This is a genomic window from Yimella radicis, assembly GCF_054778255.1.
Genome location: NZ_BAAGZR010000007.1, coordinates 288,944 through 314,569 on the forward strand (window position 1 = coordinate 288,944; position 25,626 = coordinate 314,569).

At 67.2% G+C, this 25,626-nt stretch carries 28 protein-coding genes; 8 read left to right on the top strand and 20 right to left on the bottom strand.

Annotated features, from left to right (window positions below):
- Positions 1-6: 6 nt before the first annotated feature.
- Genes tsaD through glmS form a run of 9 tightly spaced genes read right to left on the bottom strand, consistent with a single transcriptional unit; the run spans position 7 to position 8,737 of the window.
- A complete protein-coding gene (gene tsaD / locus ACYU8W_RS05895) occupies positions 7-1,050 on the bottom strand; it encodes a tRNA (adenosine(37)-N6)-threonylcarbamoyltransferase complex transferase subunit TsaD (RefSeq protein WP_499467442.1) in 1,044 nt (347 codons plus the stop codon).
- The gene (rimI, locus tag ACYU8W_RS05900; RefSeq protein ID WP_499467444.1) at positions 1,043-1,498 is read right to left on the bottom strand and encodes a ribosomal protein S18-alanine N-acetyltransferase; all 456 of its coding nucleotides are present in this window, start codon (positions 1,496-1,498) and stop codon (positions 1,043-1,045) included. The genes tsaD and rimI overlap by 8 nt, the downstream gene beginning before the upstream one ends.
- Positions 1,495-2,181 carry a tRNA (adenosine(37)-N6)-threonylcarbamoyltransferase complex dimerization subunit type 1 TsaB gene (tsaB, locus tag ACYU8W_RS05905; RefSeq protein WP_499467445.1) on the bottom strand — a complete coding sequence of 229 codons (687 nt, stop codon included), beginning with the start codon at positions 2,179-2,181 and terminating at the stop codon, positions 1,495-1,497. The genes rimI and tsaB overlap by 4 nt, the downstream gene beginning before the upstream one ends.
- Positions 2,178-2,648: a tRNA (adenosine(37)-N6)-threonylcarbamoyltransferase complex ATPase subunit type 1 TsaE gene (gene tsaE / locus ACYU8W_RS05910; RefSeq protein WP_129625962.1), complete on the bottom strand. Its 471-nt coding sequence runs from the start codon at positions 2,646-2,648 to the stop codon at positions 2,178-2,180. The genes tsaB and tsaE overlap by 4 nt, the downstream gene beginning before the upstream one ends.
- Complete coding sequence (locus ACYU8W_RS05915) at positions 2,645-3,802, bottom strand: alpha/beta fold hydrolase (protein WP_499467448.1); 1,158 nt, start codon at positions 3,800-3,802, stop codon at positions 2,645-2,647. The genes tsaE and ACYU8W_RS05915 overlap by 4 nt, the downstream gene beginning before the upstream one ends.
- Positions 3,792-4,952, bottom strand: coding sequence for an alanine racemase (alr, locus tag ACYU8W_RS05920; protein WP_499467450.1), 1,161 nt, complete (start codon positions 4,950-4,952; stop codon positions 3,792-3,794). The genes ACYU8W_RS05915 and alr overlap by 11 nt, the downstream gene beginning before the upstream one ends.
- A gap of 59 nt (positions 4,953-5,011) precedes the next feature.
- On the bottom strand, positions 5,012-6,430 hold the full coding sequence (locus ACYU8W_RS05925) for an NAD(P)H-hydrate epimerase (protein ID WP_499467451.1): 1,419 nt from the start codon (positions 6,428-6,430) through the stop codon (positions 5,012-5,014).
- Complete coding sequence (locus ACYU8W_RS05930; protein WP_499467453.1) at positions 6,427-6,858, bottom strand: holo-ACP synthase; 432 nt, start codon at positions 6,856-6,858, stop codon at positions 6,427-6,429. The genes ACYU8W_RS05925 and ACYU8W_RS05930 overlap by 4 nt, the downstream gene beginning before the upstream one ends.
- A gap of 25 nt (positions 6,859-6,883) precedes the next feature.
- The gene (gene glmS / locus ACYU8W_RS05935) at positions 6,884-8,737 is read right to left on the bottom strand and encodes a glutamine--fructose-6-phosphate transaminase (isomerizing) (RefSeq protein WP_141929177.1); all 1,854 of its coding nucleotides are present in this window, start codon (positions 8,735-8,737) and stop codon (positions 6,884-6,886) included.
- A gap of 57 nt (positions 8,738-8,794) precedes the next feature.
- Between glmS and coaA the strand changes: the two genes are divergently transcribed.
- Positions 8,795-9,757, top strand: coding sequence for a type I pantothenate kinase (gene coaA, locus ACYU8W_RS05940; protein ID WP_141929178.1), 963 nt, complete (start codon positions 8,795-8,797; stop codon positions 9,755-9,757).
- Here the strand turns inward: coaA and ACYU8W_RS05945 are convergent.
- From ACYU8W_RS05945 to ACYU8W_RS05955, 3 genes are all read right to left on the bottom strand, one after another.
- The gene (locus tag ACYU8W_RS05945; protein ID WP_499467456.1) at positions 9,754-10,176 is read right to left on the bottom strand and encodes a hypothetical protein; all 423 of its coding nucleotides are present in this window, start codon (positions 10,174-10,176) and stop codon (positions 9,754-9,756) included. The genes coaA and ACYU8W_RS05945 overlap by 4 nt on opposite strands.
- A 107-nt stretch (positions 10,177-10,283) precedes the next feature.
- Positions 10,284-11,588 carry an RNA 5'-3' helicase PhoH2 gene (gene phoH2, locus ACYU8W_RS05950; protein ID WP_499467458.1) on the bottom strand — a complete coding sequence of 435 codons (1,305 nt, stop codon included), beginning with the start codon at positions 11,586-11,588 and terminating at the stop codon, positions 10,284-10,286.
- A gap of 395 nt (positions 11,589-11,983) precedes the next feature.
- The gene (locus tag ACYU8W_RS05955) at positions 11,984-12,748 is read right to left on the bottom strand and encodes an isoprenyl transferase (RefSeq protein WP_239702841.1); all 765 of its coding nucleotides are present in this window, start codon (positions 12,746-12,748) and stop codon (positions 11,984-11,986) included.
- 110 nt (positions 12,749-12,858) lie between these two features.
- On the opposite strand from ACYU8W_RS05955, the gene trhA reads away from it, so the two are divergent.
- Positions 12,859-13,566 (top strand): PAQR family membrane homeostasis protein TrhA, encoded by a 708-nt coding sequence (gene trhA / locus ACYU8W_RS05960; protein ID WP_499467460.1) that lies wholly within the window; start codon positions 12,859-12,861, stop codon positions 13,564-13,566.
- 2 nt (positions 13,567-13,568) lie between these two features.
- Here the strand turns inward: trhA and ACYU8W_RS05965 are convergent, their stop codons facing one another.
- Both ACYU8W_RS05965 and mca read right to left on the bottom strand, forming a co-directional pair.
- On the bottom strand, positions 13,569-13,790 hold the full coding sequence (locus ACYU8W_RS05965) for a hypothetical protein (RefSeq protein ID WP_129625972.1): 222 nt from the start codon (positions 13,788-13,790) through the stop codon (positions 13,569-13,571).
- Positions 13,790-14,740, bottom strand: coding sequence for a mycothiol conjugate amidase Mca (gene mca / locus ACYU8W_RS05970; protein ID WP_499467462.1), 951 nt, complete (start codon positions 14,738-14,740; stop codon positions 13,790-13,792). The genes ACYU8W_RS05965 and mca overlap by 1 nt, the downstream gene beginning before the upstream one ends.
- Positions 14,741-14,792: 52 nt before the next feature.
- On the opposite strand from mca, the gene ACYU8W_RS05975 reads away from it, so the two are divergent.
- Positions 14,793-15,224 carry a DUF4307 domain-containing protein gene (locus tag ACYU8W_RS05975; protein WP_499467464.1) on the top strand — a complete coding sequence of 144 codons (432 nt, stop codon included), beginning with the start codon at positions 14,793-14,795 and terminating at the stop codon, positions 15,222-15,224.
- A gap of 169 nt (positions 15,225-15,393) precedes the next feature.
- A complete protein-coding gene (gene greA / locus ACYU8W_RS05980; protein WP_275578169.1) occupies positions 15,394-15,894 on the top strand; it encodes a transcription elongation factor GreA in 501 nt (166 codons plus the stop codon).
- Positions 15,895-15,969: 75 nt separating this feature from the next.
- Here greA and ACYU8W_RS05985 read toward each other — a convergent pair whose 3' ends face one another.
- From ACYU8W_RS05985 to ACYU8W_RS06000, 4 genes are all read right to left on the bottom strand, one after another.
- The gene (locus ACYU8W_RS05985; protein ID WP_129625976.1) at positions 15,970-16,803 is read right to left on the bottom strand and encodes an ABC transporter permease; all 834 of its coding nucleotides are present in this window, start codon (positions 16,801-16,803) and stop codon (positions 15,970-15,972) included.
- A complete protein-coding gene (locus ACYU8W_RS05990) occupies positions 16,800-17,783 on the bottom strand; it encodes an ATP-binding cassette domain-containing protein (RefSeq protein WP_499467466.1) in 984 nt (327 codons plus the stop codon). Before ACYU8W_RS05990 ends, ACYU8W_RS05985 begins: the two co-directional genes overlap by 4 nt.
- Positions 17,784-17,858: 75 nt before the next feature.
- Positions 17,859-18,173 carry a hypothetical protein gene (locus ACYU8W_RS05995; protein WP_499467468.1) on the bottom strand — a complete coding sequence of 105 codons (315 nt, stop codon included), beginning with the start codon at positions 18,171-18,173 and terminating at the stop codon, positions 17,859-17,861.
- A gap of 13 nt (positions 18,174-18,186) precedes the next feature.
- Positions 18,187-19,344 (bottom strand): cystathionine gamma-synthase, encoded by a 1,158-nt coding sequence (locus ACYU8W_RS06000; protein ID WP_499467470.1) that lies wholly within the window; start codon positions 19,342-19,344, stop codon positions 18,187-18,189.
- A gap of 106 nt (positions 19,345-19,450) precedes the next feature.
- Here ACYU8W_RS06000 and ACYU8W_RS06005 point away from each other — a divergent pair, with 106 nt between their 5' ends.
- Positions 19,451-19,687 (top strand): hypothetical protein, encoded by a 237-nt coding sequence (locus ACYU8W_RS06005; protein WP_141929185.1) that lies wholly within the window; start codon positions 19,451-19,453, stop codon positions 19,685-19,687.
- 68 nt (positions 19,688-19,755) lie between these two features.
- Here ACYU8W_RS06005 and ACYU8W_RS06010 read toward each other — a convergent pair whose 3' ends face one another.
- Entirely contained in the window at positions 19,756-22,776 is a 3,021-nt protein-coding gene (locus ACYU8W_RS06010) for a glycine--tRNA ligase (RefSeq protein ID WP_499467472.1), read from the bottom strand.
- 92 nt (positions 22,777-22,868) lie between these two features.
- Entirely contained in the window at positions 22,869-23,738 is an 870-nt protein-coding gene (locus ACYU8W_RS06015; protein WP_499467474.1) for a GNAT family N-acetyltransferase, read from the bottom strand.
- 121 nt (positions 23,739-23,859) lie between these two features.
- On the opposite strand from ACYU8W_RS06015, the gene ACYU8W_RS06020 reads away from it, so the two are divergent.
- From ACYU8W_RS06020 to ACYU8W_RS06030, 3 genes are all read left to right on the top strand, one after another.
- Positions 23,860-24,033 (top strand): lamin tail domain-containing protein, encoded by a 174-nt coding sequence (locus tag ACYU8W_RS06020; RefSeq protein ID WP_499467476.1) that lies wholly within the window; start codon positions 23,860-23,862, stop codon positions 24,031-24,033.
- Between the two features lie 64 nt (positions 24,034-24,097).
- The gene (msrA, locus tag ACYU8W_RS06025; RefSeq protein WP_499467478.1) at positions 24,098-24,817 is read left to right on the top strand and encodes a peptide-methionine (S)-S-oxide reductase MsrA; all 720 of its coding nucleotides are present in this window, start codon (positions 24,098-24,100) and stop codon (positions 24,815-24,817) included.
- 104 nt (positions 24,818-24,921) lie between these two features.
- Positions 24,922-25,479, top strand: coding sequence for an AMIN-like domain-containing (lipo)protein (locus ACYU8W_RS06030; RefSeq protein WP_499467480.1), 558 nt, complete (start codon positions 24,922-24,924; stop codon positions 25,477-25,479).
- Positions 25,480-25,626 lie beyond the last annotated feature (147 nt).

Below are 25,626 nucleotides of genomic sequence, written 5' to 3' on the forward strand. Positions count from 1 at the left end.
CCGGAGTCAGACCGAGACCGTGCTGACCGGCAGGCTCGAGTCCGTGCCGAGGTCGAGGCTCGACGGCGTAAGTCCGCGAGCGACGACCTGGGCCCCGAGCGCTGCGACCATCGCCCCGTTGTCGGTGCACAGCCGGATCCGCGGGACGCGCAGGCTGATTCCGGCTGCGGCACAACGCTCTTCGGCCATCGTCCGCAACTGGGTGTTCGCGGTGACTCCTCCGCCGATCTGCAGATCCTTGATGCCGTGGTGCTCGCACGCGTCGATCGCCTTGCGAGTGAGCACGTCAGCCACGGCCGCCGAAAAGCTCGCGGCGACGTCGGCGAGCGGCACGTCCAGACCGTCGCGTTCGCGCTCCTGCACCCAGCGCACGACCGCGGTCTTCAGGCCCGAGAACGAGAAATCGAAACGATGCTTCTCCATGTCGCGCGCCGACGTGAGACCCCGCGGGAAACGGATGGCGGTCGGATCCCCTTGCTGCGCAAGCCGATCCAAGTGCGGTCCTCCCGGATAGGGCACACCGAGCACCCGCGCCACCTTGTCGTACGCCTCGCCGGCGGCGTCGTCGATCGTCCGGCCCAGCGCAGTCACGTCGGACGCGATGTCGCGCACGATCAGCAGATCGGTGTGCCCGCCGGAGACCAGCAGGGCCATCGTCGGCTCCGGCAACGGGCCGTGGTCGAGCACGTCGGCGCAGACGTGTGCACACAGGTGGTTCACCCCGTACAGCGGCTTGTCGAGCGCCCATGCGACCGCCTTCGCCGCCGAAACCCCGACCATGAGCGCACCGGCGAGACCGGGTCCTGCAGTCACGGCCACCGCGTCGACGTCGGCGAGGGTGAGTCCGGCGTCGTCGCATGCTCGCTCGATGGTCGGGATGATCGCTTCGAGGTGTGCCCGACTGGCGACCTCGGGCACCACCCCGCCGAAACGGACGTGTTCGTCGACACTGCTGGCGAGGGAGTCGCCGAGCAAGGTGGTGCCGCGTACGAGCGCGACTCCGGTCTCGTCGCAGGAGCTCTCGATCCCGAGAACGACGGGCTCACTCATCGTCTGCCTCCAGCAGCGCTCGCATGATGATCGCGTCGACACCGTCCGGCTGGTAGTAGCCGCGGCGCACGTTGATCTGCTCGAAGCCGTTGCGGTCGTAAAGCTTTCGCGCGGCAACGTTGTCGGCGCGGACCTCGAGCATCAGTGCCTCGGCGCCGGACGACACAGCCTCGGCGCGCATCCAGTCCAACAGTTCTTGGGACAGCCCGGAGCGACGTCCCCGGGGTCGGACGGCGATCGTCATCACGTCGGCGACATCGCCGGCACAGTCGACTCCCGCATACCCGACCACACCCTCGTCGTCCTGCGCGATCAGGTAGCGACGCTGAGGACGACCGGCGAGCTCGGACCACCAGGTGGTCTCGCTCCACGCCTCGTGCCCGAAAAGCTCCCGGTCGATCCTGGTGAGATCGGGGATGTCGCTCCAGTGCATCTCGCGCGTGATCACGGCCGGCGCCGTTGTCCGGCAAGTGAGGTGAGCGCCGACTTCTGGCCGACCGACGGGACGGCATCCGGCTGCCGCAGATACAGGGGTTGCAACGGCAGCAGCTCCCCGCCGTCGCGCAGACGGGACGCGACTAGCAGGCCCAGGTGAGCGGCACTCACGTCGGCCGGCTCCATCGCCGAGGCGAACACTTCGGGATAGAGCCTCGCTCCCCGGCCGGCCGCCGGCAGCGCTCGAACCTCATCGGGGAGGCCTGCCGGTTTGTGCACCTGCGGCTCGCTCTCGCGTTCACCGCGCACGTACCGCGCCCAGTAGACCTCCTTGCGACGTGCGTCGGTGGCGACGACGAACTCCTCCACGTCGCTCGTCGCGGCTTGATGCGCGATGGCGTCGAGGCTGCAGACCCCGTGGGCCGGGACACCGAGAACATACGAGAGCGTGGCCGCCGTGGTGATTCCCACCCGCAGACCGGTGAACGGACCGGGCCCGACGCCGACAGCGAGCGCCGTGACGTTCGCCCGGGTGACCCCGACTCCGTCGAACAGGTCACGAACGAGCGGCATCAGGATCTCGGTGTGGCGGCGCGCGTCGACGACGGTCTGCTCCGCGACGACCTCTGCACCGGACACGAGGGCGACGGTGACCGCCGAGGTCGAGGTGTCCATCGCCAGCAGCAGCTCACTCATGACGCGACCTGCGCAGCAACCGATTCGAAGCGAGCGCCGTTGGGTTGCAACCGAATCGAGCGGACCTCCGTCGACGTGTCCACATCGATGACCAGTTCCAGACGCTCTTGGGACAGTTCCTCGGCCAGACCGGCACCCCACTCGATGACCGTCACCGCCTCGTCCAGTTCGGAGTCGAGGTCAAGGTCATCCAGTTCGAGAGAGCCGTCCAGGCGATACGCATCCACGTGCACCAACTCCGGACCGCCGACGAGCGAAGGATGGACGCGGGCGATCACGAAGGTGGGGGAAGTGATCGGTCCACGCACACCGAGTCCCTCGGCGATTGCCTGGGTCAACGTGGTCTTGCCCGCACCGAGGCCGCCGGTCAGCACGACGACGTCGCCGGCACGCAGCAGCGCGCCAAGACGACGGCCCCAGGTCTGGGTCGCTTCACGATCGGGCAGCGTCACAGGCGGGACGCTCATCGGGCTGCCTTCTGCTTCTTCTCCAGCACACCCTTGCGCCTCGGCCGTAGGTCGGTGACGGTGCGCGGCACCGTGGAACGGCGCTTGCTGGGTGGTTCGACGACGGCGCGGGAAGCACGTTCGGCGAGCGCGACGATCTCGGTGTTGACGATCTCCGGGTGCTCCAAGGGGAGCATGTGACCGGAGTTCTCGACGACGATGTACTCGGCGTGCGGCATCTTCGCGACCATGACATCGGCGTGGGCACGCGGGACGATGCGGTCCTGCTGACCATGGATCACCAAGGTTTCGATGCCGTCGAACTCGGCCAACACGTCAGTGCGTTCATGGTCGACGAGGGTCGGCATGAAAGCGGAGATGACCGACATCGGGGTCTCGAAGATCATGTCGGCGGTGTAACGCACGACGGCCATCGGTACGTCCGAACCGAACGAATACCGATGCACGAGATAGCTTTCCACGTCCTTGCCGAGTTCGAGGACGCGTTCGACGGTGCTCTGCCTTGCGGACAGCCGGGCGACGGTGCCGGGACCGAGGCGGTGCACGGCGGCGCCGACCTGCTTGCCGAGGCCGAAGTCGAGCGTGCTCAGCGCTCCCGAGCTCGTGCAGACGAAGCCGGCACCGACCACGCGTTCGCGGATGATCTCCGGGAACTGTTCGGCCATCGCCATCATCGCCATGCCACCCATCGAGTGGCCAATGAGGATGAGTGGCCCGTCGGGGGCGGCTTCTGTGATCACCGCGTGCAGGTCACGTCCCAGCTGGGCGATCGTGTAGGACGACTCCTCGCCTTGTTCGGACAGGCCGTGGCCTCGGTGATCCCAGAGCACCACCCGGAATCCGGCTTCTCGCAACGCTTTTCGCTGGAAGTGCCACACACCGTGGTGCTGGGTGTAACCGTGCGACAGCACGACGGTGGGTCGCTCGCCGATTTTCGCGCCGACCGGGTCGTCGATCTCCACGTGCAGCGGCACGGCGTCGCTGATCACGACGTCCTCGTGGTCGGGTATGTCGTCGTATTCGACTTCGAGACCGAGTTCGATCGCGGTGCGGCGAGCCTTCAGCAGCCGATCGGCCGCGACTCCCGCGGCCGTGGCAGCACCGGCAGCCAGGATGCCGACGCCGAGACCGAGCAGTCCACCGTCACTCGCCATGGTGCCCACCTCCGACGTACACCCGCGGCAGGCGCGAGCTCATCCGGGCGACGATCTCGTAGCTGATCGTGTCGTTGGCATCGGCCCAGTCCTGCGCCGTCGGGACGCCGAGTTCGCCGTCACCGAACAGGACGACTTCGTCCCCGGCACTCACGTGCGCGTCACCGACGTCTACGACGAACTGGTCCATGCAGACGCGTCCGGAGATCGTGTAGCTCGAGCCACCGATCTGTACCGGTGCCCTGTTCGAACCCGACCGTGGGACGCCGTCCACGTATCCGATCGGCACGTCGACCACCGTCGTCTCGCGATCGGGCGCATAGGTGTGTGCGTAGCTGACCCCCTGGCCGACCGGAATCCGTTTCACCACAGTCGCATTCGCGCTGACGGTCATGGCTGCACGCAGTCCGTAGTCGGCTGGTCGGCCGAGGTCGGGCACCGGCGACAGACCGTAGACCGCCAGCCCCGGACGCACCATGTCCCAGGCCGCCTGCGGCGTCGTCAGTGTCGCGGCGGAGTTCGACATGTGGCGCACCTCGAGGTCGAACCCGGCACGTTCGCAGTCACGGACAGCGTCCGCGAACTTCTCCTGCTGCTGCAGCACGGTGGGGTGAGTGGGCGCATCGGCGAACGCGAAGTGAGTGAAGACGCCGACGACCTTCACAGCGCCCTCGGCGACATACGGACCGGCGGCCGCGACCAGCGCGTCCCAGTCGGCGCCGTAGGCTCCGTTGCGGGCGAGACCGGTGTCGACCTTGAACTGCACCCGCGCTGTCCGCCCGACCCGGCGCGCCGCTTCGACGACCGCGTCGAGTTCCCAGACCGCCGGCACCCCGATGTCGATACCGGACACGATGGCCCGGTCGAAGTCGGTCCCCGGCGCGTGCAACCAGGACAGCACCGGCTCCTCGACGCCGGCTGCACGCAGTTCGAAGGCTTCGTCCATCTGGGCCACGCCGAGCCAACTCGCTCCCCCGGCCACCGCTGCCCGGGCGGACGGGACCAGCCCGTGCCCGTACGCGTCGCCCTTGACGACGGCCATCACCTCGGCATCGCCGGCGAAGCCCTTCAGGGTGCGGACGTTGGCGGCGATGGCGTCGAGATCGATCGTGACGCGGGCGGGCGCACCGCCGGACAGGGATGAGGACATAGCGCTCCCATCATCCCACCCGTGGTCAGCGTTCGGACGCTTGCCGCCGGCGAGGCCGGTCACAGGAACTCGGCGACGGCCCGACCCGCGCAGCGAGCCACGTCGAGGGCACGGACGGGCCCTCCCGGGTTGGCCAGGTGAGCGGCGCGGCCGTGCAGCAACACTCCGAGGGCACCCGCTTCGGTCACGCCGAGCCCGGAGGCGACCAGTGCGCCGATCATTCCGGCCAGGACATCTCCCGAGCCCGCCGTGGCCAGCCAGGCCGGTCCGTCGGTCTGGCTGACGAGCGGCCCTCGCGTCGAGGACGGCGGCACGATCAGCGTGGTCGCACCCTTGAGCAGGACGTGCGCGCCGAGCGCGTCTGCCACCACTCGGGCACCCGGCACTCCTTGAGTGTGCTCCAGCCCCAGCCGCTGCGCCAGACGCTTCAACTCGCCGGCATGAGGAGTGAGCAGTGTCGGTGCGGAGCGAGGTTCGTCGAGCAGGTCGAGGGCACCTGCGTCGAGCACGATCGGAAGGATGTCGTCCAGGAGTTCATCGACCAACTCCGGCGCTCCCCCGTGACCGTCCCAACCGGAGCCGAGCAGCCAGGCCTGAACGCGTCCGGGCCCGCTGACGATCTCCGGGACGCTTCCCAACACCAGGTCGGTCGCGCGACGCGGGCCGATGTAACGCACCATCCCGACCCCGGTGGTGACGGCCGCAGTCACGCCCAGGACGGCGGCGCCAGGGTAGGACTCGCTGCCGGTCATCACACCCAGGACGCCGCGCGAGTACTTGTCGTCGAACGCACCGGGGGTCGGCCAGAGCCGGGTTGCGTCGCTCGCTTCGTAACGGACTACGGCGGGCGAATCCGGTTCGGGCACGCCGATGTCCACCACGGTCAACTGTCCGCACGCTGCTTCACCGGCAGGCAGGAGATGGCACGGCTTCAACAGGCTGAAGGTCACCGTCTCGTCCGCGTACAGGCAGTCGGCGGCCACCACGCCGGACGGATCGACACCCGACGGCAGGTCGACCGCGATGACGTAGGCATCGTTCGCGAAGAGGTCGGGCAGGTTCTCCAAGTGCTTGGGCAGGCCCGGCGACGCACCGATCCCGACGATCCCGTCGATCACCAGGTCGGCTTCGGCAAGTGCCTCGGCGGCAGCTGCGGGCACCTTTCCCGACCGCCACTCGATCGGCACCACACCTTCCGCCGTCGCTGCAGCGAGCGCCTCCTCGTGGGTGCGCGATCCGACCAACAGCGCGACGACGTTCAGGTCGAGCCGGGCCAGGTGGGCTGCGGCGTACAGCGCGTCTGCCCCGTTGTCGCCCGACCCGGCCAGCACGACCACCCTGTCGTCCTCGTCCGACCGGGCGCGAGCAACCTCTGCCAGGCCGAGCGCCGCGCGCTGCATCAACTCGCCGGGCTCGAGCTCCCTCTTGACGGCCTCCTCGGCCGCACGGACGTCGTCGATGCTGAATGCGCGGATCACTGTGTCCCCCAGTCGAGTTCGTTTGGTAAATCGGACGGTGACTCATATGGCGAGGGCAGGTCGTGCGACGGCGACGACCCTTCGGCCACGACCATCGCAGTGACGAAGTCGCCGTCGTGGGAGATCGACAGATGGAACCGCTCGACGCCGAGTGCGCGGGCGCGGGCCGCGACCGTACCGGTCACGTGGAACCAGGGTTGCCCGACATCGGTCTTGTGCACCTCCGCGTCGGTCCACGCCAGGTCGCCGGGAGCGCCGAGCGCCTTCGCGATCGCCTCTTTGGCGGCGAACCTGCCCGCAACGGAGGACGGCGAACCCGCCTGTTCACGGTCGGTGAACAGGCGGGTCGCGAGTGCGGGCGTCCGCTCGAGCGTCGCGGTGAACCGGCTGACGACCACCAGGTCGACGCCGACTCCGACGATCGCCATCAGCGGGACCTCGTGCGACGCAGGATCACTCGACGGTGACGGACTTGGCCAGGTTGCGCGGCTGGTCGACGTCCAAACCCTTCGCGGTCGACAGTTCGAGGGCGAAGACCTGCAACGGGACGACGGTGAGCAGCGGCTGCAGCAGCGGCGAGGTGTGCGGCACGCGGATGACCTCGTCGGCGAACGGGACGACGGCCTCGTCGCCCTCCTGCGCGATCACCAGGGTGCGAGCGCCGCGGGCGCGGATCTCCTGGATGTTCGAGACGACCTTTCCGTGCAGTCCGTGCGGGGTGTCCGGCCCGGGCACCACGATGAAGACCGGCTGGCCGGCGTCGATCAGCGCGATCGGGCCGTGCTTGAGCTCACCGGCGGCAAACCCCTCGGCGTGGATGTACGCGAGCTCCTTGAGCTTGAGCGCGCCCTCCATCGCCACCGGGAAACCGACCTGACGACCCAGGAAGAGCACCGAGCGGGTGTCGGCCATGAAGCGGGCGATCTCGCGGACGCGGTCCATCGTGCCGAGCAGTTCCTCGATCTTGCCCGGCACTTCCTGCAGTTCGGCGAGCACCGCCTTGGCGTCCTCGGCGTAAGTGCCGCCACGCAGCTGCGCGAGGTAGAGACCGAGGATGTAGCAGGCGGTGATCTGTGCCAGGAACGCCTTGGTCGAGGCAACCGCGATCTCCGGGCCGGCGTGGGTGTAGAGCACCGCGTCCGACTCGCGCGGGATCGTCGAACCGTGGGTGTTGCAGATGCTGATCGTGCGAGCACCCAACTCGCTGGCGTGCTTGACCGCCATCAGGGTGTCCATGGTCTCGCCGGACTGGCTGATCGACACCACCAGCGTGCGCTCGTTGACGATCGGATCGCAATAACGGAACTCGTGGGCGAGCGCGACCTCGACCGGGATGCGGGCCCAGTGCTCGATCGCGTACTTGGCGACCATGCCGGCATACGCGGCGGTGCCACAGGCGACGATCGTAATGCGGTCGACGGCCTCGAGTTCGTCCTCGCTGATGCGAAGTTCGTCGAGCACGAGCGAGCCGTCGTCACCGGTGCGGCCGAGCAGGGTGTCGCCGACGGCGTGAGGCTGCTCGTTGATCTCCTTCTCCATGAAGGTGTCGTAGCCGCCCTTCTCGGCGGCAGCGGCGTCCCAGGTGACCTCGAAACGCTTGCCCTCGGCGGGACTGCCGTCGAAGTTGATGACCTTCACCTCGTCCGGGGTGATGGTGGCGATCTGGTCCTGCTCCATCTCCATCGCCTGCCTGGTGTGACCGATGAATGCGGCGACGTCGGAGCCGAGGAAGTTCTCGCCCTCACCCAGGCCGACGACGAGCGGGCTGTTGCGGCGAGCTCCGACGACCACGCCGGGCTGGTCGGCGTGCACCGCCAGCAACGTGAAAGCACCCTCGAGGCGCTGGACGACGCGGCGCATCGACTCGGTGAGATCACCGTCGAACTCGCGAGCGAGCAACTGAGCCACGACTTCGGTGTCGGTCTCGCTGGCGAACTCGATGCCGTCGGCCAACAACTCGTTCTTGAGGCTGTGGAAGTTCTCGATGATGCCGTTGTGGATGAGCGCGAACTTACCGTCGGTACCACCGCGGTGAGGGTGGGCGTTCTCGTCGGTCGGGCCGCCGTGCGTCGCCCACCGGGTGTGCCCGATCGCGGTGCGGGAGGCGTCCATCGGGTGCGCCTCGATCTCGGCGATCAGGTTGGCGAGCTTGCCGGAGCGCTTGCGCACCTCGACCTCGTCACCGCTGACCAGCGCGACGCCCGCAGAGTCGTACCCTCGGTACTCCAGCCGGGCCAACCCCTCCATGACGACGTCAAGGGCCTTCTGGTCGTCGCTCTTGCCGACGTATCCGACGATTCCACACATGGTCGACAGCCTAGAGCCTCCGCCCGAGTGGCCTGTCCAGGTGCGGTATCCGACACAATGTCGGACGTGTCACGTCCGACAATTTCGGCAGAGTCGCCGTATCTGGAGTTCAGTCGCGCCCAATGGGCCCGGCTGCGCGACCAGCACCCGATGAGTCTCGGCCTGAACGACGTCCGCCGACTGCGTGGCGCCGGCGAGCGGATCGATCTCGCCGAGGTCGAAGAGGTCTACCTGCCCCTGTCGCGACTGCTCAACTTCTACGTCGGTGCCACAGCGGGCCTGCATCGGGTGACCTCCGACTTCCTCGGCGAACGTCCGGAGAAAACTCCGTTCATCATCGGCGTCGCCGGATCGGTCGCGGTCGGGAAGTCGACGACGGCGCGCATCCTGCGCGAGTTGCTGGCCCGGTGGGAGGGCACGCCACGGGTCGAACTCATCACCACGGACGGCTTCCTGTTCCCCAACGCCGAACTGCAACGGCGCGGCATCCTCAACCGCAAGGGTTTCCCGGAGTCGTACGACCGCCGGTCGCTGGTGCGCTTCGTGGCGGAGGTGAAGTCGGGCAAGCAGGAGGTCTCGGCGCCCGTGTACTCACACCTGACCTACGACATCGTCGAGGGCGAACGAGTCGTCGTGCGCCAACCCGACGTGCTGATCGTCGAAGGACTCAACGTCCTGCAGCCCTCCCAGGCCATCGCCGGACGCCGCAACACGCTCAACGTGTCGGACTACTTCGACTTCTCGGTGTACGTCGATGCGCGGGAGAGCGACATCCGTCGCTGGTACGTCGACCGCTTTCTCGGACTGCGTCAGACCGCGTTCGCCGATCCGGACTCCTACTTCCACCGGTACGCATCGCTCACCGACGAGCAGGCGGTCGACCGGGCGAACCAGATCTGGGAAGAGATCAACCTGCCGAACCTGGTGGAGAACGTCGCGCCGACCAGGAGCCGGGCAACGCTCGTCCTCAGCAAGGGTGGCGACCACGGCGTGAGCCGGGTCAGCCTGCGCAAGCTCTAACGCCGCTGGGCCCGCGCGGACTGCTCGTCCTGCGCATCGAACTCGATGCCGTAGCTGTCGTTCTCGGAATCGAGATCACGGTCATCGTCCTCGTCGTCGCCGAACTCGACGTGGTCGAGAAGCTCCTCGTCGGCTTCGAACTCCTCGTCGTCGACAGCCGGGTTGGTCCGACGGTGACGCACCCAGAGCACCATGAAGATCGCGGCGAAGACGGCAAGCACGATCGCGGCGCCGAGCAGGCCGCCGAAGATGCTGAACAGCAGACGGGATGCACCGGTCGCCGGGGTGCCGCCGCTCTCCTCGTTCTCGAAGGTGGGGGCCGACGAGTTCCCCCAGGCAGCACCACCCACACCGGCCAGTACGGCGAGCACGAACCCGATCACCCAGTACAGCGCTGTCAGCGCGCGATTTCCCACCATGACTCCCCCAACATAGCGACTCGACCCGCGCCCTTCACCGATTGCGGGAACCCTGTGAAAGGACGCGGGGCGGCACCGATCGGTGCCGCCCCGCGTTCGCGCCGAGATCAGACGTCGGCCTGTTCCAGCAGATCGGTGACCAGTGCGGCAATCGGGCTGCGCTCGGAGCGGGTCAGCGTGACGTGTCCGAACAACGGGTGCCCCTTGAGCTTCTCGATCACGGCGGCGATGCCGTCGTGTCGCCCGACCCGCAGGTTGTCGCGTTGCGCGACGTCGTGGGTGAGGACGACCCGCGAGTTCTGACCCACTCGCGAAAGCACGGTGAGCAGCACATTGCGCTCGAGCGACTGTGCCTCGTCGACGATCACGAACGCGTCGTGCAGCGAGCGCCCGCGAATGTGCGTCAGCGGCAGCACCTCCAGCAACTCGCGGTCCATGACCTCCTCGACGACCTCGCGCGAGACCACCGCGCTGAGCGTGTCGAAGACGGCCTGCGCCCAGGGCCCCATCTTCTCGTTCTCGGTACCTGGCAGGTAGCCGAGCTCCTGGCCGCCGACGGCGTACAGCGGACGGAACACGATCACCTTGCGGTGCTGGCGACGCTCCATGACGGCTTCGAGTCCGGCGCACAGGGCCAGTGCAGACTTTCCGGTGCCGGCGCGTCCGCCGAGGCTGACGATGCCGACGTCGGGGTCGAGCAACAGGTCGAGCGCGATGCGCTGTTCGGCCGACCGACCGTGCAGGCCGAACGCGTCCCGATCGCCTCGGACGAGACGGACGCTCTTGTCGGCCATGACGCGCCCGAGCGCGCTGCCGCGCGGCCCGAGCATGACCACGCCTGTGTTGCAAGGCAATTCGGCGGCGACGGGCGATTCGAGGCGGGACTCGTCGTACAGGGAGTCCATCTCCTCGGCGGTGATGTCGAGTTCGCTGATGCCGGTCCATCCGCTGTCCGGAGCAAGCTCCGCGCGGTACTCCTCGGCGTTGAGTCCGACCGCGGACGCCTTCACGCGCATCGGAAGGTCCTTGCTCACGACCGTCACCCCGCACCCCTCGTTCGCCAGGTTGCGGGCGACCGCCAAGATGCGGGTGTCGTTGTCTCCCAAGCGAAATCCGGCCGGCAACGAGTTCGAATCGGTGTGATTGAGCTCGACGCGCAAGGTGCCGCCGTCACCGATCGGCACCGGCGAGTGCAGGCTGCCGTGCTGGACGCGCAGGTCGTCCAGCATGCGCAGCGCGGAGCGGGCGAAGTAGCCGAGTTCCGGGTGATGCCGTTTGCCCTCGAGCTCACTGATCACCACGACCGGGAGCACCACTTCGTGTTCGGCGAAGCGCGTCATCGCGCGTGGATCCGACAGGAGCACCGACGTATCGAGCACGTACGTGCGGGGGCTGTCCAGTTCAACGGTCATGCCGACTCCTCTTGCGCGCGATCTCTCGCGGCTACTCGCGGATGGTGTGCCGGTTGCCGGCCCGAGTGAGGACCGGGACCGGCCCTCTCATCCGCAGCGTGGGTCGCTGCATGAAGTGGGCCTCCCGAACGGCGAACGGGTGTTCGTCGTGATTGGAATCTACGACCAGGCCCGGCACGGAATCGCGCCCATTCGACCGGCGTGTTGCGGATTCACCGACTGTTCAAGCGCCGGAGTCGTCCCGTTCGCCACACCAGTCCCAAAGGCCCCATCTGGGGGTGCGGCCTGCGTCAAACCCCTCGGTCGCACGGAGTTTCGCATCGCCTTCCGAGAACCACCCCGACCCGTTCGAAGCCGTCGAAAACCGGCACCACCAGCGGACGATGAGTCGACGGTTACTTACCCATCCGGCGGTCACGGGTGGCGTAATCCCGCAACGCGCGAAGGAAGTCGACGCGACGGAAGTCGGGCCAGTAGGCCTCACAGAAGTAGAACTCGGAGTACGCGCTCTGCCAGAGCAGGAAGCCGCCCAAGCGCTGTTCGCCGGAGGTGCGGATCACCAGATCGGGATCGGGCTGCCCCTTGGTGTAGAGGTGTTCGGCGATGTGCTCGACGTCGAGGATCTCGGCGAGTTGCTCGATGGAGGTGCCATCGGCGGCGTGTGCCCGTAACAGGGAGCGGACCGCTTCGGCGATCTCCTGGCGTCCGCCGTACCCGACCGCGATGTTGACGATCAGTCCCTCGACGTCCGCGGTCTGTTCGGACGCCTCGCGCAGCACCTCCTGGGTGCGTTCGGGGAGCATCGCCAGCGCGCCCACGGGGTTGATCTTCCACTGCTCACGACCGGCGAGCTCGCAGACCACGCCTTCGATGATGCCAACGAGCGGCTCGAGTTCTTCGGTGGGTCGGTTCAGGTTGTCGGTCGACAACAACCAGAGGGTGACGACCTCGATGCCCATCTCCTCGCACCAACCGAGGAAGGGGGCGATGTTGTCGGCACCGGCCTTGTGCCCCGAGGCGGTGTCGGTGCCGCGGGCCTTGGCCCAGCGCCGATTGCCGTCGAGCATCACGCCGACGTGCCGCGGCAGGTTCTCCGTGGGCAACGAACGGGCCAGTTGGCGCTCGTACGCGCCGTAGACGAGGTCACTCGGTCCGCGCATCGCGGTCTGCTCCTTCGTCATGCCTCTGGGTCACCACCTGTCCAACGATATGCCCGTGGGAGGTTCGGACCACCGCGACCGGTTCCGGCGCGCCGCCCTACGATCTGACCATGAGCCAGATCGGGCAGCGCGTGGAGGAATTCGGCGAGGACGCCGCCCGCATGTTGCGCATGGTGAAGCCGAAGCTTCGCGGCTGGTTGCACACCGGCATGTTCCCGCTTGCGATGATCGCCGGGTTGCTCCTGGTCGTGATCACCCCGACGCTGAGCGGACGCGTCGGCGCGGCGGTGTTCACGGTGACCGCCGGTCTGCTGTTCGGTGTGTCGGCGGTCTATCACCGCGGCAAATGGTCACCGGCGTACGAGGGATTCCTCAAGCGCTTCGACCACGCCAACATCTTCCTGATCATCGCCGGCACCTACACGCCCTTCGCGCTCACGCTTCTACCCCGTGACGAAGGCACACAACTGCTGATCATCGTGTGGGGCGGCGCGGTCGGCGGGGTGTTGTTCCGGGTGTTCTGGGTGAGCGCCCCGCGCTGGTTGTACGTGCCGATCTACGTCGCGCTCGGCTGGGTGGCGATCTTCTACTTAGGTCCGCTGTACCGCGCCGGCGGTCCGCTGATCATCTCGCTCATCGCGTTGGGCGGACTGCTGTACACGGCCGGTGCGGTCGTGTACGGATTCAAGCGTCCAGACCCGTCACCGCGCTGGTTCGGCTTCCACGAGATCTTTCACGCGCTGACCCTGCTGGCGTTCAGCGCGCATTACACGGCCGTGCTGCTCGCGGTGCTCAAGCTGCCACAGACCAACGCCTGAGGTCAGGCTGCTGGCCCGTTCTTCGACGGATCCGTCGGCTCGTCCGTGGCCGGGTCGGCACCCTCACGCCTGCGGCTGGTCAGGTCGCCGGCTTCGTAGCGCACCCGGCGCATCCGCTTGTTCATGCTGCGGAACAGGAACCAGCAAGCCAGACCGAGGAAGAACAGGACCAGGAATCCCGGCAACCCGGCGGTGACATTGCTCGCGGCTTCTTCGGCGCGCATCAGGACAGCTTCCGTTCGCGGACCTCGTCGACGACCGGCTCCGCCGGCGGGTTCAGTGCGAGTTCGTCGGCAGCCTGCACGTCGTCCGGGAGGTCTGCGAACAGGTCCTCTTCGTGCAGTTCCTCGGCCGGCTTGACGTAGGAGATGGCGAGCTCGAACTCCTCGGTCGGCCAGATCGTGGCTTGCTCGGCAGCCGAGAGTGCGAAGAACGACCCGTCCGGGTCGATCTGCGTGGCGTGCGCGAGGAGCGCTCGTTCGCGGTGTTCGAAGAAGCCGGACGCATCGACGCGGGTCGTGACCCGGACGGGGTCGCGGTCCTCCCAGCGGGCCAGCCAGTCGGTGAAGGGCGATTCCTTGCCGAGGCCCAGCAAGCCTTCGTGCATCGCAGTCAGCTTCTCGCGGGAGAATCCACGGTCGTAGTACAACTTCAGCGGCTGCCATGCAGGGCCGGCGTGCGGGAACTGCTCGGCGTCACCGGCGGCCTTGAACGCCGCCATCGAGACGTCGTGGCACATGATGTGGTCGGGGTGCGGGTAGCCGCCGTTCTCGTCATACGTCGTCATCACGTGCGGACGGAACTCGCGGATCACCCGGACAAGCGCCTCGGTGGTGACCTCCAACGGCTCGAGCGCGAAGCAACCGTCCGGCAGCGGAGGCAGCGGATCGCCTTCCGGCAGACCGGAATCGACAAAACCGAGCCAGGTGTGCTCGATGCCGAGCACCTCCTGGGCAGCCGCCATCTCGCGACGCCGGACCTCGGGCAGGTTGCGCTTGATCTCGGGGTCGTCCTGCAGTCGGGGATTGAGGACGTCCCCACGCTCGCCCCCGGTGCAGGTGGCGACCATGACGCGGTAGCCGTCGGCGACGTACTTGGCCATCGTCGCGGAGCCCTTGCTCGACTCGTCGTCAGGGTGCGCGTGCACCGCCAGGAGTCGCAGCTGCTCTGTCACTCGTTCCACCTCGTCCTCAACGTTGTTGAACCGCCGCATATTCTCTCATTCCATGATCGACCTTCCGGACCACCCAGTCTCCTCGCGCCGCGACCTGTCGGCGGACGAGGAGGAGGAGCGCTCCTCGACCGGTTTCCGGCCGGGTGGCACCAAGCGCTGGTGGATCGCCGCAGGCGTCCTGATCACCCTCGCCGCACTGACCGCCACCTGGTTCGGCATCTCCGCCACCCGGGGCATCTCGTGGGGACAAGCCGGTGTGAAGGTCGTGAACGACCGGCAGGTCGACGTCACGTTCGACGTCGTCGACCAACGTGACCGGCCGGTGCGCTGCACCCTGGTCGCGTACGACGTCAAACACGCGACGGTCGGTCGGGTGAGCGTCGAGCTGCCGCCGAGCTCGCACTCCAGCACCCGCTACACCCGATCGGTCCGCACCGTCACACAGGCCGTGACCGGCGAGGCGACACACTGTGAACTGCGCTGAGAACACCGCCGAGCGCCACTCACATTTGCCCGATCGGTGTGACATTCGACATCCCTGGGCGTAACATCGTGCTTTCACGAATCCGAAGGTCTGGGCCCCGCTGCTGAGAGCGAGCCGCCCAGACCTCGACTTTTAACAAGCTTGGCGGGACCGTCCTGCCACAAGGGAGATGACCGTGACCAGCACTGCCGACGCTTCGGCGACCTTCCTCACCCAGGAGGCGTACGACCGCTTGAAGGCCGAGCGAGACCACCTCCTTGGTGAAGGTCGCATCGAGATCGCAAAGCGCATCGAAGAAGCCCGCCTCGAAGGCGATCTGAAGGAGAACGGTGGCTACCACGCCGCCAAGGAGGAGCAGGGCAAGATGGAGGCCCGCATCCACCAGCTCGAAACCCTTCTGCGCAACGCGGTCGTCGGCGAGAAGCCGGCGGACGACGGCATCGTCGAGCCCGGCATGGTCGTCACCGTCGAGATGTTCGGCGAGAAGGAGACCTTCCTGCTCGGCAACCGCGAGATCGGTGGCGACACCGACCTCGACGTTTACTCCGAGAAGTCGCCGCTCGGCGCCGCCCTGCTGAACAAGTCCAAGGGCGACGAGGCCGAGTACGAGACCCCCGCGGGCAAGACCGTCAAGGTCAAGATCCTCGACGCCACCCCCTACGACGGCTGACTTCCGGCGCACACGCGACACGATCGGCCCCGCACTCCATCGGAGTGCGGGGCCGCTCGCTCGTTCTCGAGAGGTCTACTTGGCGACGGCCTTCTTGTACGCGCGGGTCGAGAGCGGAACGAAGATCGCCAGCAACACCAGGGCCCAGATCGCCGAGTACAGCACCGGGTGTTCGAGTGCCCAGGTGTAGCGGGTGGCCTTCTCGACCGCTGCCGGATCTTGTCCGCCGGAGAGCGCATACAGGTTGCCGAAGCCTTCGCGAGCGGCCTGGGTGATCGTCGAGACCGGGTTCCAGCCGGCGAACGCCTTCAACGCCGACGGCATGTTCTCGCTCGGTACGAAGGTGTTGGCGATGAAGGTGACGGGGAAGATCACCATGAACGAGGCGTTGTTGACGACCTCGGGCGAGCGCACCTTCAGCCCGATGAACGCGAACAGCCAGGACAATCCGAAGGCGAACAGCAGCATCAGCAGGTAGGCGACGGCCGCGTCCAGGAAGCTGCCGCGGATGCGCCACCCGATCAGCAGACCGGTCAGCGACATCACGATCAGCACCAGGACGTTGTTGAGCACGTCGACGAAGGTGCGGCCGAACAGCACCGCGCTCGGGTGCATCGGCAGCGTGCGGAACCGGTCGATCACGCCCTTCTGCATGTCCTCGGCCATCATGAACCCGGTGATCGTGGCGCCGAAGATGATCGTCTGGGTGAAGATGCCGGCCATCATGAACTCGCGATAGCCACCCTGTACCGCGGCGCCGGACCCGGCGAGCGAACCGAAGACGTAACCGAACAGCAGCACGAACATGATCGGCTGCAACGTGGTGAACACGATGAGGTCGGGCACCCGCTTGATCTTCAGCAGGTTGCGTTTGGCGATCGTCAGCGAGTCGTTGAGGAAGGCGGTCATCGGACGTTCTCCTTGACCGGCTCGTCCGTCCCGTCGGCGTCCTCGGCCGGACGGCCGGTCAGTGACAAGAAGGCGTCGTCGAGCGTCGGTCGGCGAATACCGATGTCCTGCAAGGAGATTCCTTCTTCGTCGAGTTGGCGGACCGCTGCGAGCAACGACTGCGTGCCACCGTTGACCGGGACCGTCACCCGGCGGCCGGTCTGGTCGGTCTTCGCCTGTCCGTCACCGATGTGGTTCAGGACCCGGAGCGCGTCCTCCACCCGGTCGGGTTCGGTCACGGTGATCTCCAATCGCTCGCCGCCCACTTGAGACTTCAAGTCGTCGGCGGTGCCCTCGGCGATGATGCGGCCGTGGTCGATCACGACGATGTTGTCGGCCAGCCGGTCGGCTTCTTCGAGGTACTGGGTGGTGAGCAGCACCGAGGTGCCTTCCCCCACCAACGTGACGATGACGTCCCACATGTCACCGCGACTGCGTGGGTCGAGACCGGTGGTCGGCTCGTCGAGAAAAATCACCGGAGGCCGGGCCACCAGGGCGCCGGCGAGGTCGAGCCGTCGGCGCATTCCGCCGGAGTAGGTCTTCGCGGCACGGTCGGACGCGTCGTCGAGCCGGAACTGTGACAACAACTCCCGCGCCCGAGCCTTCGCCTCCGACTTTCCCAGGTGGTACAGCCGACCGACCATCTCGAGGTTCTCGTAGCCGGTGAGGTATTCGTCGACGGCGGCGTACTGACCCGAGACACCGATCTTGCGGCGGACGTCCTGCGCCTGGGTGGCCACGTCGGCTCCGCCGACCTGGGCGCGGCCCTCGTCGATCGGGATCAACGTGGTGAGCATTCGCACGGTGGTGGTCTTACCCGCTCCGTTGGGGCCGAGGACGCCGAGCACGCTGCCCTGCGGCACCCGCAGCGAGACACCGTCGACCGCCTTCACGTCCTTGAAGTGTTTGACCAGGCCTTCGGCCTCGACCGCTAGTGACATGTCGCACACTCTGCCACCTGGTATCGACAGCATCACCGTGCCCCGGCAGGTCTTGACCGAGTCTTGAACCTCGACTCAAGCAGCGAGCGCGGCGGTGAACACCAGGACGGCGCAAACGACGAGCAACGCGCCCCAGAGCAGACGGGTCTGGCCCGGCCGATCCGGCAACACCGGCGGATTCTCCGCGCGGGGTTTGGCGTACGGCGAGTCGAGCTCCGGACGAGGCGGCGCCGCCTGATCGAAGGGCGCACCGTCACGAGCACGTTCCCAACGCCTGATCATCATGACCTGGCGACGGTGTTCGCTCCACGTCCTACGGTCCCGCCCGGCCGTGACGAACAAGGCCAGCGCGGCGCCGGCAAGCACCGCCGCGACGAGAAACAGGATCATCCGCTGCTCACGGTCAGCGCAGCGCCTGGTCGAGGTCGGCGATCAGGTCGTCGACGTCCTCGATGCCCACGGACAGTCGGATGAGGTCGCCGGGCACTTCCAACTCGGTGCCCTTGACACTTGCATGCGTCATGCGTGCCGGGTGCTCGATCAGCGACTCGACCCCGCCCAGTGATTCGCCGAGCGTCCAGATCTTCGTCCGTCCGATGGCGTCGACGGCGTTCTGTTCGCCACCCTCGAGCTGGAAGCTGATCATGCCGCCGAACCGCTTCATCTGCCTGGCCGCGATGTCGTGGCCGGGGTGGCTGTCGAGGCCCGGGTAGTGGATGTGGGTGACGTCCTCGCGGGTCTGCAGGTAGTCGACGATCTTCTCGGCGTTGGTGCAGTGCTGTTCCATTCGCACGGCGAGTGTCTTCAAGCCGCGCAGCACCAGCCAGGAGTCCATCGGTCCTGCCACCGCTCCGAGCGAGTTCTGGTGGAAGGCAACCTTTTCGGCGAGCTCGTCCTGACCCTTGCCGACGATCAATGCGCCGCCGACGACGTCGCTGTGACCGCCGGCGTACTTGGTCGTGGAGTGCATCACGACGTCCGCGCCAAGCGTGAGCGGCTGCTGCAGGTAGGAGGAGGCGAAGGTGTTGTCGACTACCAGCAGTGCACCTGCTTCGTGGGCGACCTGCGCAACGGCCGCGATGTCGGCGATGCCCATCATCGGGTTGGTCGGGGTCTCGATCCAGATCAACTTGGTGACGCCCGGACGGATCTCGCCACGGATCGCGTCCGCCTGCCCCACCTTGGCGAGTGAGTAGTCAACTCCCCAGCGCTTGATCACCTTGTCGACCAGCCGGAAGGTGCCGCCGTAAGCGTCCGTCGGGATGATCATGTGATCGCCTGGCTCGAGCACTGCGCGCATCAGGGTGTCCTCGGCCGCCAGACCGGATGCGAACGCGAACGCGCGCTGACCGCCCTCGATCGCTGCCAGACATTCCTCGAGTGCCGTGCGCGTCGGGTTGGCCGAGCGCGAGTACTCATAGCCTTCCCGGAAGCCGCCGACGCCGTCCTGCTTGTAGGTGGACGTCTGGTAGATCGGCGGGCTGACCGCACCGGTCCGCGGGTCGGGTTCCGAACCGGCGTGGATGGCGCGGGTGGAGAAGCCGTGCTGCTCGTTGGTCATGGTCCCAACCCTACGACCGCGATGGATGACATTCCGAGTCCTCCTGGCGTACCGTCACACCCAGGAGGGGCATCGGGCCTCCGCCTCGGGCAAGGGGGGTCAGACCATGTTCTGGATCATCGTTCTTTCGGTCATAGCCGTCGTCCTCATCGGCGCGGCCGTCTACGACCGGGTCAACTCCGACAACAACTGGAAGTCCCGCGGCCACCTGCGTCAGAATCTCCGTAGGGGCCCCCGCATCGACGGCGACCGTGACGGCGCACGGCTGGCGTCGGCCCACATGCACAAGGTGTATCAGAACAACACATTCGGCGGCTCCGGCTCGGGCGGCCACGGCGTGTGATCGACACATGAGCACAAACAGCGGGCGGCCCGTTCGGGACCGCCCGCTGTTCTTGCGTCCGGTGCGTCTCAGAGCGCCGCGTGCAGCGCCTTCCAGTCGATGCCCTTCGGCGCACGGTCGACGATCGTCTGCAGCAGGCCGAGGCGGGCGGCCTTGAGCGCCTCGTCGTCGGCCATCACCAGGATCTCGTCGAAGAAGGTGTTCGCCGGGTCGACGATCGCCTTCGCATCGGCGAGCCAATCGACGAGGCCGTCGCCCGCGTGGTCGGGCAGGGCGTCGACCCGGTCGGCGAGCGCCTTCTCGGTGTCCTCGACGAGCACGGACCGGTCGTAGGCACCGGTAGTGCCGGCCGGCACGATCCGGGTGATGCGCTGGGTCACCTCGACCAGGGGCGCGAACCCGTCGGTCGCACGCACGGCCTCGATGTCCTTGAGCGCGAGCTCCGCCTTGCCGGGGGCGTCCGCGAGCGGTGCGACGGCGTCGACCAGCCCGGCCGAGATGCCCTCGTCGCGCAACTGCTGGTGGAAGCGTCCTTCGACGAATTCCTGTGCTGCAGCGACCGATTCGTCACTGACGTCGACACCCTGGGTGCGCAGACGGGCGGCCGCGGCCGCAAGGCCGGCGCTGATCGTGACCGCACCGACGCCGTCGACTCCACGCAGGATGCTCGCAACACCGAGCGCCGCACGACGCAACGCGAACGGGTCGGACGATCCGGTCGGCTTGGCACCGATCGCGAACATCGCGGTGAGCAGGTCGAACCGGTCGGCGAGCGCCAGCAACGCTCCCGGCACCGAGGTGGGCAGCGGGCCGCCGGTGGTGCGCGGCAACTCCATCTCCCACAACGCCGAGGCGACCTCGGGGGTCTCCCCCGCCTTCGCGGCGTACTCCTTGGCCATGAAGCCGGCAAGCGACGACAGCTCGACGACCATCTGCGACGAAAGGTCGAACTTCGCGAGTTCGCCTGCCCGGGAAAGCGTTTCGCGGCCCGAGGCGTCCAGGTCGATCGTCTCGGCGAGCGCCGCCGCGACGTCCTTGATGCGGTCGGAACGGTCGGCCATCGAGCCGAGGCGGTCTTCGAAGGTGAGCTTGGAGATGCCCGCGCGCAGTTCGGTGAGGTCGACCTGCAGGTCGGCGTCGTAGAAGAACGCCGCGTCTTCGTAGCGGGCCCGCAGCACCGACTCGTTGCCGCCGCGCACCACGTCGTCGTCGCAGTCGCCGTTCGCCATCGTGATGAAGTACGGCATCAGGGCGCCCGACGCGTCCCGCACCGGCAGGTAGCGCTGGTGCTTGCGCATGACGGTGGTGAGGATCTGCTCGGGCACCCGCAGGTAGCGCTCCTCGAACCCACCGAGGATGCCGTGGGGCTGCTCGACCAGGTTGGTGATCTCGTCGACGAGCGCCGACTCCGCCTCGAAATCGACTGTTCCGCCGACAGATTCAGCAAGCCGGGTGGCCTGCTCGACGACCAACGCACGCCGGGCCTCCGGGTCGAGCACGATGCCCTTGTCGCCCAGCAGCGCGGTGAGTTCGTCGGCAGACGCGACCGGCACCAACGCATTGGGGTCGGTGCGGTGCACGTAGGTGGTGCGGCCGGTGCGCAGCTGCGAGATCTGTGCGGGCACCAGGTCGGCGCCCCACAGCGCGACGAGCCAACGCACCGGACGGCTGTAGGTGAGCTCCGGGTCGGCCCAGCGCATGTTCTTGTCGGCGCGCAGCGAGCCGACCACCGCCTCGACGATGCCGCCCAGCACCCCCAGCACGTCGCGTCCGGGCTGCTGCACCTTCACCGCGACGTGCTCGGCACCGTCGAACTCGGCACGCACCAGGTCGGCGACGTCGACCTTCTGGCCACGCGCGAAGCCCTCGCAGGCCTTGGTCGGGTTGCCGTCCGCGTCGAACGCGGCGGCGACCTTCGGGCCCTTGCGCAGGGTCTCGGCGTCGGGCTCGTGCGCCGACACCGAGGCGACGGTGGCGACGATGCGGCGCGGGGTGCCGACGACGGTGATGTCGCCGTACTCCAGGCGGGAGGCTGCGAGACCGTCGGTGACACCGGTGCGCACCTGCTCGATCGCCTGGCCGACGACGTGCGGCGGGAGTTCCTCGACGCCGACCTCGAACGCGAAGGTCTGCGGCTGGTCGGAGCTGACCTTCGCCGCCGACGTCTCGCCCTCGCTCGGCGGCATGACTGCCTGGCCGATGACCATCTGCGGGGCCTCACCCTTCAGCAACGGGTGGCCGAGTTCGGCGCGGCGGTCGGTCCACAGGGCGCCGGCCTCGCGGGCGAGCTTGCGCATCAGCGAGAAGGAGCGGGCGCGCTCGGTGGTCGAGACGGCGCCGCGGCTGTCGAGCACGTTGAACGCGTGCGAGCTCTTGAGCACGTACGTCCAGGCGGGCACGGGCAGACGGGCCTCGATGAGCTTGCCGGCCTCGGCGGTGTAGCGCTCGAACAGGTCGCGATTGGTCTGCACGTCGGCGGTGTCGAGGTAGTACTTCGACATCTCGAACTCGTTCTGGCCGAACACCTCGCCGTAGCTGATGCCCGGGGCGTACTGCATGTCCTTGAAGTGGCTCACGCCTTGCAGCGCCATCATGATGCGCTCGATGCCGTAGGTCAGCTCGACGCTGATCGGCTCGAGGTTCTGGCCGACGACCTGCTGGAAGTAGGTGAACTGGGTGACCTCCATGCCGTCCAGCCACACCTCCCAGCCCAGACCCCAGGCGCCGATGGCCGGCTGCTGCCAGTTGTCCTCGACGAAGCGCACGTCGTGGGCGTCGAGGTCGATGCCCAGGGCACGCAGCGACTCCAGGTAGAGCTCCTGCGGGTTGCCCGGGTCGGGCTTGAGGATCACCTGGAACTGGGTGTGCGTCTGCAACCGGTTGGGGTTCTCGCCGTACCGGCTGTCGTCGGGGCGCACGGACGGCTCGACGTAGGCCACCCGCCACGGCTCTGGACCGAGCACCCGCATCACCGTGGCCGGGTTCATGGTTCCGGCGCCCACTTCGGTGTTGTAGGGCTGGACGACCATGCAGCCACGGTCGGTCCAGAACTTCTGCAGCGTCAGGAGGGCTTCTTGAACGGTCAGCACCGCCCAAGGTTATCGAGAGTTCCCAGCGTCCCCGACCACCACCGAGTGGCCGGGCTATGAACTGGTGGCCGGGCTATACCCCGGCCGGTGGTTCACAGCCCGGCCACTCGGTGAGTCAGACCGAGTTCATGGCCCCGAGCTTCACGCAGGACCAGGGTGTCCTGCTGGTAGGCCAGCGTCGGGGTCTCGCGTGGCCCTTCTACCTGGGTGAAACCGACCATCGACTCGCCTTCGAAGGCGACCGACACGACCACATCTCGCTGCGCTTGCTTGGTCGCCCAGTCGAGGTTCTCGCGCACTCGCTCCGGCGTCCAGGCCTCTTCCTCCGTGGTCATGTCACCCTGTGGGGCATCGGTGCTCATCCGCTGTTCGAGAGTCGCAAGGCCCGGCAACCATTCGTCCGGGACGTCGTCGACGCGCCACTCGACCCGGAACGCGGCAGCATCCTCGATCCCCTCACCGGCCGCCAGCCCGGCCAGCCGATCACGGTCGCCAGGCAGCGGCATCGCGCTGCGGAAGAGGGTCTGGACATTGCTGAATCCGAACCGCTCGGCGAAATCGGGGCCGACAGAGTCTTCTGCGTCCGTCGGGGTTTCGGTGTCGACCTGCACGGTCGTGCGTCCGGCCTCGCCGATCCGTCGCAGCACGTCCTGCGCCAGAGCCATGCCGACACCCTTCTTGCGATGATCGGGATCGACATGCAGCATCAACAATGCAAGGTGCTTGTTGTCATGGGCCGGCATCGCCACGGCCGCCATGCCGATCACCGCGTCGCCCTCGACGGCGGCGAGGTCGATGAAGGTGTGTTGGGTACCGCGGCGTCGCCCCTGCACCTCACCCAGGCTCCAACCGGAGTGTTCACTGCCCCAGACAGCCTCCCCACTGCGGGTCTGGACGTCGATCCAGTGCTGAGCCTGCTCGCCGGCGCCGAACAGGTCGATCTCACGCACCTCGAAAGTCATGGGTCGATCCTTTCCCGGGTCCGCCAGCAGGCACAACCGAGTATTGCGAAACTGCGGACAGGAAGTTCGACGCTCAACTACTCTTGAACAGCGGGTCTGACGGCCCGGTCCGAAGAAGACGGTGACGATCCGCACCGGGCGCGGCACCGCGTCCGCCGCGAACCAGTACTTCGGCAAGACGGCCCAGTACGTGTGGAACAACACCGGCGACACTGCTCGCCTGGTGAACTCCCGTGGTGCAGTGACGCACCGCTGCACCTACACCAAGGCGCTCTCCGGGATGAAGTACTGCTGAAGCGACAGCGCGCTCGAACGAACCGCCCGGGAAGGTTCCCGGGCGGTTCGTCGTTGTGTCGAACATGATCTTCGGTTTCGGACGTCCCGCCACCATGGTCACCGCCGAACACGCACTGCCCGGCCGTGACAGCGAACTTCCGGGAATCCCGGACACACACGAGGTGCTCGGCACGCCTCTTCGTGGCCCCTGGCCCGACGGCACGCAGGTGCTGTACGTGGCGATGGGATGTTTCTGGGGAGCCGAACGGATCTTCTGGAAACTGCCGGGCGTGGTGACGACGGCCGCCGGCTACATGGGCGGCTTCACGAAGCACCCGACGTACGAGGAGACCTGCACCGGACGCACCGGGCACACCGAAGCCGTGCTGGTCGCCTACGACCCCGCACAGACTTCACCCGAACTGTTGCTCAAGGAATTCTGGGAGAATCACGACCCCACCACCGCCAACCGCCAGGGCAACGACGTCGGTACGCAATACCGATCGGCGATCTACTGGACGACGCCCGAGCAGCAGGAAGCCGCCGAGGCGACTCGCGACAGCTTCCAGACAGTGTTGAGCGACAACGGATTCGGCGAGATCAGCACCGAAGTGCGCAGTGCCGAGGACGCCGGCCCGTTCTACTACGCAGAGGGCTACCACCAGCAGTACCTGCACAAGAACCCCGGCGGATACTGCAATCACGGACCCAACGGCATGACCTGCCCAGTGGGCATCGTGCGTCAGGACCAGTTGCCCGCACAGTCCGATGTACTCCCGCCGGACGGACATCCGACCCACTGAAGTCGCGAAGAACAGGGTAGATCTGCCCATTCCCTTTGACGGGCTCTAGGAGCATCCTGGAACCGGCGCGGTATTCCCGCTCCGAATTCTCAAGGGGAGGCACCATGAAGAAGAAGTTCGGCATTGCTGCTTCGGCAGTCGCACTGGCGGCCACGGCCGCCATCTCACCCATCGGCGCAGACAACGCGCAGGCCACCGCCTGCACTGCTCCGTGGGGCTCGCTGGCGAAGACATCTTCGCCCATGACCACACGCCCGATCACAGGGGTCCGGGTCGGTCAACACGGATGCTTCGAGCGGATGGTCATCGACCTGGGCCGCGGATCCGGCAACACCGGCTACGACGTCCGTTACGTCAGCAAGGCGGTCGTCGACCCGAGCGGCCAGGTGCTGCGCCTGCGGGGTGGCGCCGTCCTGCAGGTCATCGCGAAGGCACCGGCGTACACCACGTCCGGCGTTCCCACTTACCGCCCGGCGAACCGTATGGAAGTGGCCAACGTCGCCGGTTGGTACAACTTCAAGCAGATCGCCTACGGGTCCTCCTTCGAGGGCCAGACGCAGTTCTTCATCGGACTGCGCGGACGCCTGCCGATGAAGGTGTTCGTGCTCAACGACACGGACGGTGGCCAGCGACTGGTGATCGACGTCGTCAACAGTTGGTGATCCGCTCAAGCAACTCCAAATGCACGAGGGAACGCCGTGTGATGTCTCGTGACTTCTGGGTGTCCCGGATGTCATGACATTCGGGACACCCGAGTGTCGTGACATCCGGGACACTCATCAGGCATGGCTGATGAGATCTCGCGTGTT